Source organism: Teredinibacter franksiae, from assembly GCF_014218805.1.
In the GTDB taxonomy this organism is placed as follows: domain Bacteria; phylum Pseudomonadota; class Gammaproteobacteria; order Pseudomonadales; family Cellvibrionaceae; genus Teredinibacter; species Teredinibacter franksiae.
In genome coordinates this window covers 3,972,195-3,987,620 of record NZ_JACJUV010000001.1, presented here as the reverse complement: position 1 = coordinate 3,987,620, position 15,426 = coordinate 3,972,195, and the positions used below count along the sequence as shown (strand labels likewise).

The 15,426-nt window shown below is 47.5% G+C and carries 16 protein-coding genes; 7 read left to right on the top strand and 9 right to left on the bottom strand.

Annotation, left to right across the window (positions count from 1 at the left end):
- Positions 1 to 660: 660 nt before the first annotated feature.
- From H5336_RS16700 to H5336_RS16675, 6 genes are all read left to right on the top strand, one after another.
- Positions 661 to 1,107: an ATP-dependent zinc protease family protein gene (locus H5336_RS16700; RefSeq protein ID WP_185235370.1), complete on the top strand. Its 447-nt coding sequence runs from the start codon at positions 661 to 663 to the stop codon at positions 1,105 to 1,107.
- A 67-nt stretch (positions 1,108 to 1,174) separates the two neighbouring features.
- Positions 1,175 to 2,086 carry a 30S ribosomal protein S6--L-glutamate ligase gene (gene rimK, locus H5336_RS16695; RefSeq protein WP_185235369.1) on the top strand — a complete coding sequence of 304 codons (912 nt, stop codon included), beginning with the start codon at positions 1,175 to 1,177 and terminating at the stop codon, positions 2,084 to 2,086.
- 4 nt (positions 2,087 to 2,090) lie between these two features.
- Entirely contained in the window at positions 2,091 to 3,152 is a 1,062-nt protein-coding gene (locus H5336_RS16690) for a succinylglutamate desuccinylase/aspartoacylase family protein (RefSeq protein ID WP_185235368.1), read from the top strand.
- Between the two features lie 35 nt (positions 3,153 to 3,187).
- Positions 3,188 to 4,228, top strand: coding sequence for a DUF21 domain-containing protein (locus tag H5336_RS16685; RefSeq protein ID WP_185235367.1), 1,041 nt, complete (start codon positions 3,188 to 3,190; stop codon positions 4,226 to 4,228).
- Between the two features lie 62 nt (positions 4,229 to 4,290).
- The gene (locus H5336_RS16680) at positions 4,291 to 5,436 is read left to right on the top strand and encodes a cation:proton antiporter (RefSeq protein ID WP_185235366.1); all 1,146 of its coding nucleotides are present in this window, start codon (positions 4,291 to 4,293) and stop codon (positions 5,434 to 5,436) included.
- A gap of 34 nt (positions 5,437 to 5,470) precedes the next feature.
- Positions 5,471 to 6,937: an FMN-binding glutamate synthase family protein gene (locus tag H5336_RS16675; RefSeq protein ID WP_185235365.1), complete on the top strand. Its 1,467-nt coding sequence runs from the start codon at positions 5,471 to 5,473 to the stop codon at positions 6,935 to 6,937.
- Positions 6,938 to 7,062: 125 nt separating this feature from the next.
- Here the strand turns inward: H5336_RS16675 and H5336_RS16670 are convergent, their stop codons facing one another.
- From H5336_RS16670 to H5336_RS16635, 8 genes are read right to left on the bottom strand one after another with little or no spacing between them, the layout of a single operon-like run.
- Positions 7,063 to 7,647, bottom strand: coding sequence for a sigma-70 family RNA polymerase sigma factor (locus H5336_RS16670; RefSeq protein ID WP_185235364.1), 585 nt, complete (start codon positions 7,645 to 7,647; stop codon positions 7,063 to 7,065).
- A gap of 51 nt (positions 7,648 to 7,698) precedes the next feature.
- A complete protein-coding gene (locus tag H5336_RS16665; protein WP_185235363.1) occupies positions 7,699 to 8,529 on the bottom strand; it encodes a mechanosensitive ion channel family protein in 831 nt (276 codons plus the stop codon).
- Positions 8,530 to 8,588: 59 nt separating this feature from the next.
- Positions 8,589 to 8,876 (bottom strand): hypothetical protein, encoded by a 288-nt coding sequence (locus tag H5336_RS16660; protein WP_185235362.1) that lies wholly within the window; start codon positions 8,874 to 8,876, stop codon positions 8,589 to 8,591.
- Complete coding sequence (locus H5336_RS16655) at positions 8,873 to 9,514, bottom strand: LEA/WHy family protein (protein ID WP_185235361.1); 642 nt, start codon at positions 9,512 to 9,514, stop codon at positions 8,873 to 8,875. Before H5336_RS16655 ends, H5336_RS16660 begins: the two co-directional genes overlap by 4 nt.
- Complete coding sequence (locus H5336_RS16650) at positions 9,511 to 9,720, bottom strand: lipopolysaccharide assembly protein LapA domain-containing protein (protein ID WP_185235360.1); 210 nt, start codon at positions 9,718 to 9,720, stop codon at positions 9,511 to 9,513. Before H5336_RS16650 ends, H5336_RS16655 begins: the two co-directional genes overlap by 4 nt.
- A gap of 60 nt (positions 9,721 to 9,780) precedes the next feature.
- Entirely contained in the window at positions 9,781 to 11,154 is a 1,374-nt protein-coding gene (gene mgtE, locus H5336_RS16645; RefSeq protein ID WP_185235359.1) for a magnesium transporter, read from the bottom strand.
- Positions 11,151 to 12,011 carry a magnesium transporter MgtE N-terminal domain-containing protein gene (locus H5336_RS16640; RefSeq protein ID WP_185235358.1) on the bottom strand — a complete coding sequence of 287 codons (861 nt, stop codon included), beginning with the start codon at positions 12,009 to 12,011 and terminating at the stop codon, positions 11,151 to 11,153. Before H5336_RS16640 ends, mgtE begins: the two co-directional genes overlap by 4 nt.
- Positions 11,998 to 12,897 (bottom strand): mechanosensitive ion channel family protein, encoded by a 900-nt coding sequence (locus H5336_RS16635; protein WP_185235357.1) that lies wholly within the window; start codon positions 12,895 to 12,897, stop codon positions 11,998 to 12,000. Before H5336_RS16635 ends, H5336_RS16640 begins: the two co-directional genes overlap by 14 nt.
- A 312-nt stretch (positions 12,898 to 13,209) precedes the next feature.
- Between H5336_RS16635 and H5336_RS16630 the strand changes: the two genes are divergently transcribed.
- Positions 13,210 to 14,457 carry a TMEM143 family protein gene (locus H5336_RS16630; protein WP_185235356.1) on the top strand — a complete coding sequence of 416 codons (1,248 nt, stop codon included), beginning with the start codon at positions 13,210 to 13,212 and terminating at the stop codon, positions 14,455 to 14,457.
- A 127-nt stretch (positions 14,458 to 14,584) separates the two neighbouring features.
- Here the strand turns inward: H5336_RS16630 and H5336_RS16625 are convergent, their stop codons facing one another.
- A complete protein-coding gene (locus tag H5336_RS16625; protein WP_246439318.1) occupies positions 14,585 to 15,406 on the bottom strand; it encodes a mechanosensitive ion channel family protein in 822 nt (273 codons plus the stop codon).
- Positions 15,407 to 15,426: the final 20 nt, after the last annotated feature.

The window sequence follows — 15,426 nt, the reverse complement described above, 5'->3', positions numbered from 1 at the left end:
GAGTTCACAGTCGATGGCGGTTACTCGTAAATATCGACTATACCCTTATAAAAGAAATTGATACCGCGCTCGGTCCAATACGAAAAGGTCGATCTAGCATTCCCAATCGGGTCGGGCTCATATGGGCACCGCTATTAATTACTTTTGGCCTCTGGCTTTCTGTGCGGTTCGTGCGCAAGGCAAACCTTATTGCAGTGTTGGCGAGCTTAGAAAGGCAACCGGCCTTTCCCCATCGGTGTGCGTAACATACTTGCTGCCGTAATTACCACCTTACCCGCTAAACTTCTATGCTTTCGCCCCGAATTACACCCAACCGGCCGTTAGTACCTAATGTACACATGCGCATCCATAGGTGGTGATCTAGCCATCGGGTTAACCCACCCCGTATTGTTGCTCTTCACTTAATAGTGCAGCATTAAAGACAGCAATAGCGAGAAAAAATATGTGGACGACGGAGCAAAATACTACAACAATAAACCCATCTACACGCCCATATTTGCAAGGGTTAAACACCCCAGGAAAATCTACTTTTGACGAGCAGCGGTTCGCACGGTATATCGCCCCGCTACCCCTAATTCAAAACCGGCAACACTATGATCGAGCCACAGCAACCGAAGCCATGCTCGATAATAATCGTGCCCTAGGAATTGAGAAATTACCATGAGTAGCAATAACACACTAGCCACTCTGGGCTGGCGAGAGTGGATCGCCTTACCAGACTTAGGTATTAATAACATAAAGGCAAAGGTCGATACAGGCGCACGAACCTCGGCCCTGCACGCCTATTTTGTAGAGCCCTACCATAAAGGCGAGGAGCATCGAGTCAGGTTTGGCATACACCCCCACCAGGGAGACAACGACACCGAAACCCTTTGCGACGCCCGCGTTATAGAAGAGCGTAAAATCACCGACTCCGGCGGTCACGTAGAGTTTCGCTTCGTTATCGAAACCACCGTGGTGATCGGCACAATACGCCGTAATATTGAAATGACACTGACTAACCGAGACACCATGAAGTTCCGCATGCTGCTTGGCCGCACAGCCTTGAATGGCGTATTTTGTGTCGATCCTGAAAGTTCTTACCTGCTAGGTCACTCTCCCGTGTGACTTATTCAGAAACCAACAAGTCTAATGCCCGAACATCCACATACTGCTTAACATTACTGGAGCGCTTGTGAAAATAGCCATACTGTCTAGAAACCCAAAACTTTACTCCACCAGACGCCTTGTAGAGGCGGCCGAAGCACGCGGTCACGAGGCACGCGTTATCAACCATGTGCGCTGCTTTATGGATATGGGCACCGAAAACCCCTCTATGCACTATAAAGACGAGGAATTTTTACCCGGCGATTTCGATGCTGTGATTCCGCGTATTGGTTCATCAGTAACCTTTTACGGTACCTCTGTAGTGCGCCAATTCGAAATAATGGGCACCTATTGCGTCAATGAGTCGGTTGCTATATCGCGCTCACGCGATAAGTTACGCTCTATTCAATTGCTTTCGCGTAAAGGTGTCGGTATTCCCGTTACCGCGTTCGCTAATTCGCCAGACGATGTCGGTGGGCTCATTCGCGAGGTTGGCGGTGCACCCTTGGTCATAAAACTGCTAGAAGGCACACAAGGTATAGGCGTTGTATTAGCCGAAACAAAAAAAGCCGCAGAAAGTGTTATACAGGCTTTTATGGGCGTTAATAGCAACATTCTGATTCAAGAATTTATCAAGGAAGCAGGCGGTAGCGACATTCGCTGTTTCGTCGTGGGCGGAAAGGTTATCGCCGCCATGCAAAGAACCGCACCTGAAGGCGAGTTTCGCTCTAACCTGCACCGGGGTGGTTCAGCTGAGCTGGTTAAATTATCCCCTGCAGAGCGTGCCGCTGCCGTGAAAGCCGCAACGATTATGGGGCTCAATGTTTGTGGAGTGGACCTACTTCGCTCTAGCCGCGGCCCACTGATTATGGAAGTTAACTCATCGCCCGGATTAAACGGCATTGAAGAAGCCACCAAGAAAGACGTAGCCGGCATGATTATCGAATTTATCGAGAAAAACGCCAAGCCCCATAAAACCCGCACCCGAGGCAAGGGATAAATCCGTGAGCGCAAAAAACCAACCTATCACCATCAACGGAATAACCGTCAATCCCGGAGAACAACAGGTAATAGACTTACCTGTTGCAAAACTCTATACCCATGCAAACGTTAGCATTCCACTGCAAGTAATATGCAGCAAAAAGCCGGGGCCAAGGTTATTTATTAGCGCAGCTATTCATGGCGATGAACTCAATGGGGTTGAAATTGTTCGGCGGCTGGTGAAAACCAGCGCGCTAAAGCGACTCTCAGGCACATTAATTGTGATTCCCATCGTTAACGTTTTTGGCATTATCCAACACTCCCGGTATTTGCCCGACCGTCGCGACCTAAATCGCTCTTTCCCTGGGTCAAAACGGGGCTCTCTGGCGGCCCGCCTTGCACATATCTTTTTACACGAAGTTGTTCGCCAATGTGATTTTGGAATAGATTTACATACCGGGGCTATACATCGGTCCAATTTGCCGCAAATTCGCGCTAATCTGGACGACCCCGAAACGAAGGAGCTTTCCGAAGCTTTTTCAGTGCCCGTGCTGCTTAATTCAAACCTCCGCGATGGATCGCTACGTCAAGTTGCGGACGAACACGGCGTGAAAGTACTGTTATATGAAGCAGGGGAAGCCTTACGATTTGACGAGCTGTCCATTCGCGCGGGCGTACGCGGCATTTTGTCGGTAATGCGTTCACTGAAGATGCTCCCCCAAACAAAGGCACAGAAGAAGCGTTCCGAACCTTTTATTGCAAGGTCCAGTAACTGGGAAAGAGCGCCAGAGAGCGGCATATTACGTTCAATTGCACCACTGGGCGCCCGTGTAAATAAAGGCGACCTGTTGGGTGTAATAGCCGACCCATCGGACCTTTTCGATCCAACGGAATACGAAGTAAAGGCGCAATGTTCCGGGCTAGTGATTGGTAAAAGCAATATCCCGTTGGTCAACGAAGGCGACGCCCTCTTTCACATTGCACGCTTTGAGGATATTAAAGAAGCTGCGGCTTCCGTTGAAGCATTCCAAAACACCGCAGAAAACACGCCCAACCCCGTGTTCGACGATCAGACCTTAATATAGTCCACCGGGTATCCCCCTGCTTGGAGCACATGTAAATGCCATCTTGGTTTGACCACCCACCGCAAGATCTTTGGACTTGGCTGGGCATTATTTTTTGTTTAACCCAGTCAGCGATGTTCTCTGGCTTGAACCTGGCCTTTTTTAGTTTAAATCGCCTGCAGCTTGAAGTAAAAGCCAGTGATGGTAACAAAGCCGCGGCCACTGTGCTTCAAATGCGCCAAGATTCGAATTTTTTGTTAACCACTATTTTATGGGGCAACGTAGGCATTAACGTTATATTAACCCTGCTATCCGACTCGGTAATGGCAGGCATCAGTGCATTTGCATTTTCCGCCGTATTTATTACGGTATTCGGCGAAATAACGCCACAAGCTTACTTTTCTCGTCACGCACTAAAAACCGCCTCTTTTCTAGCGCCTGCATTACGCTTCTATCAGATACTACTTTTTCCGGTCGCCAAACCCTGCGCATTGATTCTAGATTTATGGCTAGGTAAAGAAGGTATTACTTATATGCGCGAACGCGATTTACGCCAAGTGATAAAAAAGCATATGGAAGCCGAAGAAGCCGAAGTCGATGCAATTGAAGGTATAGGGGCACTCAATTTTCTTCAAATCGATGACATTCCGGTAAGTAAAGAAGGAGAAGTGGTCGACCCCGAAAGCGTTATTCAATTACCCACACGTTTGGATTTGCCGATATTACCAGAATTTGGTTCATCGCCCGACGACCCCTTCCTGCAAAAGATACAGCAGTCGGGCCACAAATGGATTGTTATTGTCAATGAACAACAACAGCCACTTTTGGTCTTGGACGCCGACGGTTTTTTACGCACTGCATTATTTAGTCAAGCAGCCGACTTCCAACCCTATGACTATTGCCACCGCCCCATATTAGTAACAGACCCAGAGCTACCCTTGGGCGATGTGCTTGGGCTATTCAAGAAAACACGCGATGCATTGTGCGATAACGTTATCGACAACGACATTTTATTGTTGTGGGGAAGCCAACGCCGCATCATTACCGGTGCAGATATTCTCGGCCGACTACTAAAAGGCATTCACGCAGCGACTTAATCCGCACCACGCATTTTGAGACATAAATTGTGAACCACATATTGCATTCAGTTGAGTTTCAAATGAGCGTGCTTTTATTTGTAGCGCTCAGTGGGTACTTACTAGCATCCATGCTCAAGCAACCCTCGGTAGTAGGGCAAATTTTAGCGGGTATCCTCATCGGGCCAAGTTTAATAGGCTTAATAACCTATACCGAATTTGTTCAAAGCCTTGGCCATTTAGGCGCAGCCATATTATTGTTCACCATTGGCCTAGAATTTAAAGTAAAAGACCTGTTACAACTGCGCTACGCGGTTATTGGTTTATTTGGTGTGTTAATCCCTTGGCTAAGCGGGTTTGGTTTAGCCTTACTATTCGATTTTGAGCCGGGGCGCGCGTCACTCATCGGTGTTGCGCTCTCGGCTACGAGTATCGCCATTACAGCCGACGTTTTGCGCGAGCTAGGCAAGCTCGACAGCGCAGCGGCACGTGCTATTATCGGTGCCGCCGTTATCGATGATGTTCTGGCATTATTGGCTCTATCCATTAGTATTCAGGCGGGTAGTGGCGAAACATCCCTACCCGACATCGGCCTTATGCTGGTAAAGGCTGTAGTATTTTTATCGGCCGGGATTTTCCTGAGCCAGCGCTATCTGCGTCATTGGATCAGCAAGTTGGATAACACGCTTTTCGCCCAACGTTATAAAGAAGCCGTTTTTGTACTCGCCATGATGCTCGCGTTTGCCTATGCCATTGCCGCAGAGCTGATGGGCTTATCCGCTATTGTGGGTGCATTTATTGCCGGTGTTAGCCTTGAAGGTGTACACCTTAAGCACAGCCGAAATTTCCATGAGGGTGCCGATTATCTTAGAATTGTTTTCGGGGCAATATTTTTTGTATCACTGGGCATTCTCGTCGATATGTCGATGTTTACCTCCGATATGATTGTATTCCTATTCGCGTTAACAACCGTGGCTATCCTCAGTAAAGTGATTGGCTGTGGTATACCAGCGCGACTCATGGGAATGAACAATAGAGATTCAATCGCGGTCGGTGTCGGTATGGCGCCGCGCGGTGAAATCGCAATGGTTGTGGCGTTATTGGCCCTAAATTCGGGCGCTATAGAACAAGCAGCATATATCGCCATGGTGTTAATGAGCCTGTTAACCGCGATATTCGCACCACTCGTGTTACGTAACTGGGTTTTCAACAAGCGACCTAGTCATTAATAAAATTTTTAATTAACGATAATGTAAACTTCTTATGACCGTTTTCACTACCTACCAGCTTATCGTAGAAATATTAGTTTATAGCTTTGTTTTAGTCGCAGGCCTGTGTGTACTCAGCATCATATGGATGTACATTGGCGACAAACTGCAAACCAAACAAGCCATACGCCATAACTTCCCCGTTATAGGTCGGTTACGCTACACGTTCGAACACTGGGGAACATTTTTCAGACCGTATTTTTTTGCCCAAGACAGAGAAGAAATGCCCTTTAATCGGGCGCAGCGTACCTGGGTCTACCGCGCGGCAAAAAACTTAGATAGCACCACGGCTTTTGGTTCAAGCCGCAATTTAAGCTCTCCAGGTACAATATTTTTTGCCAACGGCCTCTACCCGGTATTAGACAGCGAGCCAAGTCAACACACAACGGTAACCGTAGGTTCTGAAACCCAGCACCCCTATCACTGCGAACATTTCTTTCACATTTCGGCAATGAGTTACGGTGCTATATCCTCACCAGCGGTGAAAGCCCTATCGCGGGGCGCCAAAATAGCCGGCTCTTGGTTAAATACAGGCGAAGGTGGGCTTTCCCCCTATCACCTCGAAAGCGGCTGCGATTTAATTTTTCAAATTGGTACCGGTAAGTTCGGTGTTAGAGATGAGAACGGAAATCTTTGCGAAAAAAAATTGGCCGAAATTGCGGCTCACCCAACAGTAAAAATGTTTGAGATAAAACTTAGCCAAGGAGCAAAACCCGGAAAAGGCGGCATACTACCGGCAGCCAAAGTCACCGAAGAAATTTCACTTATTCGAGGCATACCCCAAGGCCACGCCTCCATTAGTCCAAATCGATTTTCCGAAATTGAAGGCCACGAAGACTTACTAAATTTGATTGACCGGGTACGAAACATTACAGGAAAGCCCGTAGGCATTAAATTATGCGTTGGTAACCCCGCCGAAATTGAATCACTCTGTGAGGCGATCACAAAAAGAGGCCCACAAAGTGCGCCAAATTTCATGACCATAGACAGCGGTGATGGTGGTACAGGGGCCGCCCCCATGAGCTTAATTGATAATGTGGGTATGTTGGTATACGAAAGCCTACCATTGGTTGCTGATATTTTAACCCGGCATGGTCTACGCGAAAACGTAAAACTTATCGCCAGCGGCAAACTAATTAACCCAGTAGATGTCGCCTGGGCGTTATGCGCCGGCGCAGACTTTGTAAACAGCGCGCGCGGCTTTATGTTTTCGCTAGGCTGTATTCAAGCCATGCAGTGTAATAAAAACACCTGCCCAACCGGCATAGCCACGCACAACAAACGCTTACAGGCTGGCCTTAACCCCATCGACAAATCTCAGCGTGTTGCACAGTATGCACAAAACATGGAGAAAGAAGTGGAAACTATCGCACACTCCTGCGGTGTTAAGCATCCACGGCTGCTCAACCGTCATCATGCCCGTGTCATTACCAGTAATGGAAGGTCTAAACCTTACGCGTAAATCAGTTCATTGATAGTAGAGCTGTCTGAAGCAGGCCTGTATCATGACTATTTGACGAGCCGTGACCGCGAGGGAAACACTTAAACACCATTCTCTATGGGGTGTGACAAGCTGGTAGAAAAACGTTAAACCTGCTCTTTCAGCTTCTCCAAAGCACGATAAAAACGCATTTTTGTTGCGCTTAGGCCTATTTTCATCACCACGGCTATTTCAACCAAAGACAGCTCACTCACAAAACGTAGCGTAAGAATTTGCTGCTCCTCTTCACTCAAACTTTTTACCATGCTTCCGAAGCTATCCTGCCACAGCGACTCCGGCGATGTATCGCTTTGATCGTTGCACTCATCGCCTTTTTCGTCGGTCAAATCGAAAAAGCGCTCTCGCTCTAGCTTAAGTTTTTGATGACGGCTAAAACAGGCATTCTTCACAATAGTTATTAGCCATGTTTTAAACGTCGAGCGACCCTCGAACTTCGGCAGCCCGTTAAATACTTTAAGCAATACTACCTGGCTAATCTCTTCGGCTTCTTCAGGGCTGCGTAAAACACCCAAACAGGTACGATAAATCAGCGGGTAATACCGCTTAATTAATCTCTCATAGGCGCATGTCACATAAGGCAACTCGACAACCGCTTGCGCAACGAGTGCGGCGTCATCAAGTTCAAGCAATGGCTCGACTGGGTTCACAGGCTTTTCCGATTTCAATAGCATAAAGCCGCCCCCCTAGGGTTGACGACATACCAGCGCTGTAAGCGAGTGCGACTAACGCATTACACTTACTTTTGCGTCGATTAGACTTTTATTCGAAACCGATACCAAAGCGCCATTATGCTGTTGAATTTGTGTTTTAACAGTTCCAATGCTATCTAGCGTGCCCTCAACATCTTCAACCTGCATCTGATCACCAGCACTATACAAATCACGCGCATACACGCCTGCCAGAATATTTGCGGCAAGGTCTCGGGTACCCAAGCCAAGCGATAATGCCGCAGCAATACCAATAGCACCAATTAAAATGGAAATAACGTTATCCAGTAAACCGGTATCCACTTCTAACTGGCCTATTGAAAGCGACACAATGACGACAAACAGAATGCCGTAAACCGCTGAAGACAGCGGTTTGGCATATTCCACACCAATACCTTCTGCACCACTGCGAATAAGATCTCGAACAAAGTGCGCTACAAACAACCCGATTATTAGAATAAGGGCCGCAGCAATAACCTTGGGCAGATACAATACAAACTCATCAATGGTTTCCGAAACACGTGGCAAGCCTAAGGTCTCGGTGGCGGTTACCAGGAAGGTGAGCATAATAATCCAAAACGCCAACTTGCCAACAATATCCGCAACGCTGAGTGTAATATTGGCGCGTGTCAGCGTTGCCGCAACACCCACTTTTTCACTGAGTTTATTAAAACCGGTTCGCTCCAGCCCTTTTGCCAAAATAAAGCCCACCATTCGGCTTATAAAATAGCCCACAACCAATAACAGAATGGCGCCAACTAAATTAGGCAGAAACCCAGCAAGCTTGGCCCAGAGCGTTGTCATTATTGTAAGAAGGGTTTCGCTCCAAATATTAACTTTTTCCACGGTATGTTCTCCAGCGGTGATCGTTCGAGTAAGGGGGAATTCAATTTTCGATGGCAGAGCTAAACTTTTGGCCCCTGCTTGTCCTTTAATGAGGCTGCTCGCGAATCAGATTTCTTTTTTCGCGAGACCGATGCAGCGACCAAGGGCGCGCCAAACATCAGTAACATTGCAAAAAATGAGGAAATGGCTAATGTCAGTAAATCTCGGGAACCCAACTGTACATTCGCCTGCCGTACACTTTTCTCAACAATTTCGTCTACCTCCGGCGGCTCTGGCACCGCATCAAAACCCAATTTCTTCAGGTATTGTTGTCGAAGATGCTTTTCGTCATCGGCTGCATTAGTCATAGCAAAACCTCTGTTGTGTACAAAGACGCGTGCGCGGCAGTAAAAATTACAACACTATTTAAACCCGTCAAATTTAGGACATTAGCCAGGGCCAAACTACCTTTGTGGTTAAAGGGAAATGGGCTGTCTTCACCTTTAAGCTGTACACTTCCACTTATTTCATAGGTTGAGGCATTAGCACTGTTTAGCGCAGAAAGCAGCTCAGGCAGATGCTCATCGTAAGTGACCGCAACGGGAACCGTCACCTCGCGGCGCTGCTGCGCAGGAAATCGTTCTTTCTGACGGATAATACCTTTTTTCACCGGTACATTATTGAGTACAAGGCTATATTGAATAGACTCAACCTCTATGTCGGTAGCATTCGGATTATGAACCACCAAGGTAATCGAAACTTGCGCACCACTGAAGTCAATCGACGTGAGGCTAATATCCTTCATTTCAACCCTAGGTGACTTAAGCTTATTCTCCGCCCCGGCGACAGTATAATAACTGGGCAGTATAACGAGTAGGAAGAGTAGCCTTAACACATACATGAGCGCGTAACGCTGTTTTTTCGGAAACGATAGGCTGATTAGGCTCTTGTCAAAACCCTGCTCCACCGCAGCAATAGTCATTTTGTTGGTTTGATACGTTATCAAGATTTGGTACTATTGTGATGTTGTCGAATTTCAAAAACCCCAAAGCCTATCAAAAAACCAATAGCAAAAGTGATGCCCAACATCAACGACCTCGGAAGGGTAAACTCCCAAAACAAAAAGCTCACGCTAATCAAGGCAATATTTTGAATAACAAAAATGGCTAACAAAACAAATATTGTGATATATAAAAATTTCTTTACCGTCATGGCTATTCCTTAACGCGGTTAATAAAACGAATTTTCATTGTAACAGCTAAATTTAAATCTCTAACCCAACAGGTTTGACAGCGCCGCTGCAATACCTAAAAAAGACATGAACCCGGCTATATCAGTGACAGTGGTTAAAATAATGGAAGACGACTGAGCCGGGTCTTGGCCCAACTTTTTCAAACAAATAGGCACCAAGGCACCGGCTGTTCCTGCAATGGTCATAGATATAACCATTGCCAATGCAATCACTAAAGCAAGCCCCGCATTCTTGCTCCAAAAATAAACACCAATACCGCAGGTAATCGCAATAGCAATGCCATTAATTAGACCGGCGCTGGCTTCTTTAAACATCACTTTATACCAGTGTCGAGTGGTGATTTCTCGTAACGTTAAACCGCGCATCGTCACAGCCAAGGCTTGTGCTCCGGTATTACCCGATTGCCCGGCAGCAACGGGCATTAAAATCGCGAGGGCGGTAAACTGCGCTATCGTGCTTTCAAACAAACCAACCACGGCGGCGGCCAAAAACCCGGTTAGCAAGTTAATTTGTAACCAAGGCTGGCGTTTGCGTACAGCAAAAAAACTACTAGAAAGTGCTTGCTCGTCGCGACTGGCGCCCACCATGGCCTGCAGGTCACCGGCAATATCTTCTTTTAGTACTTCAATTGCACTATCACCGCGGATAACTCCCAGCAGACGATTATGCACATCCACGACTGGCAGAATGTCAATGGCGTTTTTTTGCAGCTTTTCGGCAACATCGTCTTTAGGGTCTAACGCCGTTACGCTTACCGTAATGGACGAACTGAGGGCCGCAAGGGTTTGCTCTGGTTCAGCCGTAACTAGGTGCTCAAGGTCAACTTTCCCATGCAAACGCATATCACCATCCAAAGTGTAAATTCGGCGGCGCATAACAGCGGGATGTTGTTTCAACTGAATCATCGCCTCTGCAGTCGTCAACTGCATGCTTAACGCCAGCACACGCGTATCCATCATATGCCCAGCGCAGTTAGCCGGGTAATCCATGAGTTCACGTAACTCCTGTGACTGGCCTTCGTCCATTATTGTCAAATAATGTTCGCGTTTACTCTCCTCAAGGCGGGCCAGTAAACTGGCACATGGCCCCGCGTCCAATACAGCTAATAGCTCCAACGCGAATTCATCCGAGGTCATCAATAATATTTGACCGGCGGCAGGTGGCGTTAAATAAGCCCAAACTCGCTGCCGTAAAGTACTGGGCTGAGACATCAGTAACTCAGCGGCGTCTTCGGAGCTAAGCGACTCCAATTTACGCGCGGCATCACGTGGGTAGCGACTAAAAAATGCGTGCGTCAATATGGCAATCGACGGCAACTCCGGTACTTGCCCAACACTCGACAGCAATGCAGTTGGCAATTCAGCTCCCGGTAAAAAAGCTTGATCCTTTGTCATCGCCGTTCCCCCACATTTATAGCAGCCGTTTTATTGCCCTGCTGGCCACTAACCAACCCCAGCATCGCACTTAATGCACTCGAATAGACTTCACTAATACCACTCAATAAATCACTTTGCGGCACATGACCCGTTAATTCTCCAAAGCGCTCTAGGCTGCGCCGCAAGTCAAGATGACGCAGCATACCCACCAATTGTCTGTTGCGGTTAAGTACCATCATTATATCGCGCTGCCGCCATCCCTCATGACGAGAAGCGGACGCCAAACTTGTGCGACTGGATAACGCAGCCGGCACCTCGTGCATAATTTGGCTTACCGTTGTTTGCTCCTGTGCGCGCAATAAATCACGCATAGCGGCCGTGCCAGCCACCTGCTGTGATTTGTCGATCACCGGAATGGCTTCGCTATCGATTACACCCCCACTCAGAGCCAATCGCTGCAACGCTTCACCGGCTACACAATCAACAGGCAACATTACAATATCGGCGGTCATCCAAGCACCCACAGTATCTTCGGAATAACTCAGCATCAGCCGACAAAGCGCGGCGGTTTTTTCCGGCAGCCCCTTCACCAACGCTTTGCGGTTGGCATTGGGTAAACAACGTAAAATGGAAGCAACGTGATTAACGCCGCTTTCCACCAGTAAACCCACGGCCCTATCCACCGACAGTTGCGCACACACTCTTGCCGCGTAAGTTGGCAGCAACTGCTTCATAATCGCACGACCTTGGGGCAGCGGCAGTGTATTCATTAGGCTCGCCGTCATTTCAGGCAACTGCAATTCCAATTCCCTAGCAGCCGCATCGGGGTGGGCTTGAACGAAGGTTAACGCTAACTCCAACTCACTCGAATGCATCGTGATCGCCCTTTGTTTGAAACAGGTTGCCCATAAACGAACCACTACCCTCCTGTGATTCGGTAATTATTTCGCTCACTTGCTCGTGGAACAGTTTTGCCGGCACCGCAGCACGGCCCTTTTCGGTATCCAGTACAACCGACGTCGGAGTGATTTCCAACAAATAGCCCTCAACATCGCCGATCCTAACTAACTGACCTATTTGATACAGCTTGCGCATGGTTTGCGCACCAATAATGTTGGCCACAAAGTGCTTGGCACCCAGCCCAAACGCTAACGCGGCACCGCCCAGTAACACCCCGGCCACCACAATAAGCGTGGTGGTGAGAAACGCGACATTAATGCCCAGCTGCTCAACACCAATAACAATGGCCGTTAACAGCACAGTAATCTGCGCAATCCGCGCCAGTAAATCCACCTGCATAACACCGGTCGATTCCGCTGCACCAGCAACCGCCGAACGGGCTACACCACTTAAGGCAAACCCAGCCAAAATAATGAGCAAACCGGTAAGCACATTAGGCAGGTAGGTGAGTAGTGCCGTAGAAATACCCGAAAATATTTTCCAGTCCAGCATATTGGCGCTGGCGGCTACAAAAAACAGCAGCACGCCCCAAAAAATAATATCGCCCCCCAAGGCCGCGTAGGAGCGCACAGAAGACTGCGGCAATCCACGCTTTAGCGCCGTGCGCAGAAAGAGCGCCTCCAATCCTTTTACTAGTTTTTGCGCCACCACACGCAGCACCCACGCCAAAATCCAACCGGCAATCAGCAACACCAGCGCACCCACTATTTGAGGTATATGCGCGATCATTTGCTGGGTTATGTCGGCATAGGTTTCCGTTAACGCGTGCTGCCAATCAAAAGCCTGCTTAGCATCGGCCATGGCAATATCCTCTAGCGATTATTGAGAGCTGTTTGAAGGTTGGACTAGTCGCAATCGACTAAAGTCACATAAGACCGCATAACAATTACATTAATAATGTAGAAAAGCGCTGTCGCCGCAACCCGCCAGTGTGGCAAAACAAATAAATTGATTTTTGATGCCACTAGTGGCTAGCATGCCACTACACGCGGTACTTAAACCACACAGCTACAGGGGGATTCACAGGGTAGTCATTAGCGCCACGCCCCATTCCCCAACCGGTAGTAATCACCACCAAGTAAAGACAACTAACGTCCTTCTATTTGAGACAATATGAAAAACACTAACACCCCGGCTTTTAGATTTATCCCCTTTCGAGTCGCCGACATCATTGAAATGTGCCTGAAGGAAAATACCCTTCCAGGCGACCAGAAGGATTTTCGACCGTTTTTCACGTTGCTCACACATGTTTTTCACTATGAATTCAAAAACACGATGGATTCGCTGAAAGACGCCTACTCAGCGATGGACCCCGATACCGACACCCGCATAGCCTTCCCGAGCGGCAAAGATTCAACCGGGAAATTTGTAACGCTGCTAAAAAACACTCTGGAAAAGGCCAACTACGAGGCAATAACAGAGGAAGAGCTGAATCAAGCTATGACCAAAGCCTCGCTGTTCGATTTACGCTTACATGTAGATTTTGACGAATTCTCGGAGGTGCTGCTTTTTTGCCGCGGGCAGTCATTACAGCAGCAAGCCATTAGCCGTTGGTTTGGCTTGTCATCGAAGACAGTTGAATTTATTAACTACGATAGAGTAGTTGTTTACATTCGACTCAAAGCTTCACCTGCCACCGAAAGAGCGGATAAGGCACCGGCTAGAGCCGGCGCGTCTATGCTAAAGCTATTTCAAAATGTGCCAAAAGCCGACTTAGAAATGCTATTCCCCAATACCCAGTTGCGCATGAGAGTAAGAGACAAGCTATTAATCGGTGTTCCCGCACTGGTAAGCGGTGGCATTGTGCTAACCACCAAAGTTGGAGCCACTTTATTGTTAATGGCGTCCATGCTCGGTTTCTGGTTTGGCCTACGGCAACAGCCGGTAGAATTAAATGTAGCCAACCTAACCATACTGTTCGGTGGCTTTGGAGCGCTGGGCGCCTATATTTGGAAACAATTTTCTAATTTCAAAAACCGAAAATTGCGTTTTATGCAACAGCTCACGCAAAACCTCTACTTTAAAAACTTGGACAATAATGCCGGCGTTATCTATCGCTTGCTTAACGATGCCGAAGAGGAAGAATGCAAAGAAGCCATATTAGCCTACTACTTTCTATTAACCAGTAAAGTGCCTCTCGACCGCCAACAATTAGATTATAAAATTGAGCAATGGCTGGCCGAAAAATGGCAGTGCCGCATTGATTTTGAAATTGATGATGCATTGGAAAAGCTGGTGAGGTTAGGCTTGGTTGAACAGCGTATAAATGAATATTTGGCGCTGCCCCTTGAGCAAGCGATCCAACAGCTGGATAAACGTTGGGATGACTATTTTGATCATACCCCAGCGGCGTCTCGATAGCAGCCAATTTGGCCACAGAAAAAACAACACATTCTGCTAAATAACAAACACTTACAGCTTTACGCGGTAAGTGTTTGTACTGCAAAAGTATCCACTTTCAGAATGCCTGTAAACAGGTACTAGCCTATTAATTGGTCTCGTTAACCAAAAACACTTTGCGGTGTGGAAACGGAATTTCTATATTGGCTTCATCCAGCGCTTTTTTAACCAACTCAGGCACCGAATACAACACGTTAAAATAATCAGCACCGTCGCAAAACGGGCGTACCAGAAAATCCACAGAGCTATCGTTTAAGGTTTCTACCTCAATAAACGGCGCCGGGTCTTTTAATACGCTGGGGTGGTCGGCCAGCACCTTCTCAATAACCGCTCTGGCACTGTCTATATTCGCGTTGTAAGCAACGCCAAAGTGCATATCAACACCCCGCAATTTATAGTGCGAATGATTCACTATTTGCTCACCCCAAATTTGACTATTAGGAATGATAATTTGCTGTTTATCGAAAGTTTGTAGAATAGTGGTAAACATATCTACTTCAGTGACATTGCCAAAACGTCCTGCCGCGTTTATAAAGTCCCCTACTTTATAGGGGCGGAATATCAGCAGCATAACGCCGGCAGCTAAGTTAGACATAGCTCCCTGTAGTGCTAGGCCTATGGCCAGGCCAGCGGCACCCAGCAGCGCAACAATCGATGCGGTTTGCACGCCAAACCGATTTAAAACAGCAATACCCACAAACGCCAAAACAACATAACGCGCGACACTGCCAAAAAATCGGAATAAGGTATCATCAAGGTTGTCGTATTTTTTGCCCACATTCACAATAATGCGGCTCGCCTTATTGGCTAGCCAAATACCGATCATTAAAATGACAATGGCCAGCAAAAGGTTGGTTGCCCAAGCAATGGCCTCGGGTAAATATTGGTTTACATCCAAGTTTTCTATCATATCGTCCACAGTCGTATTCC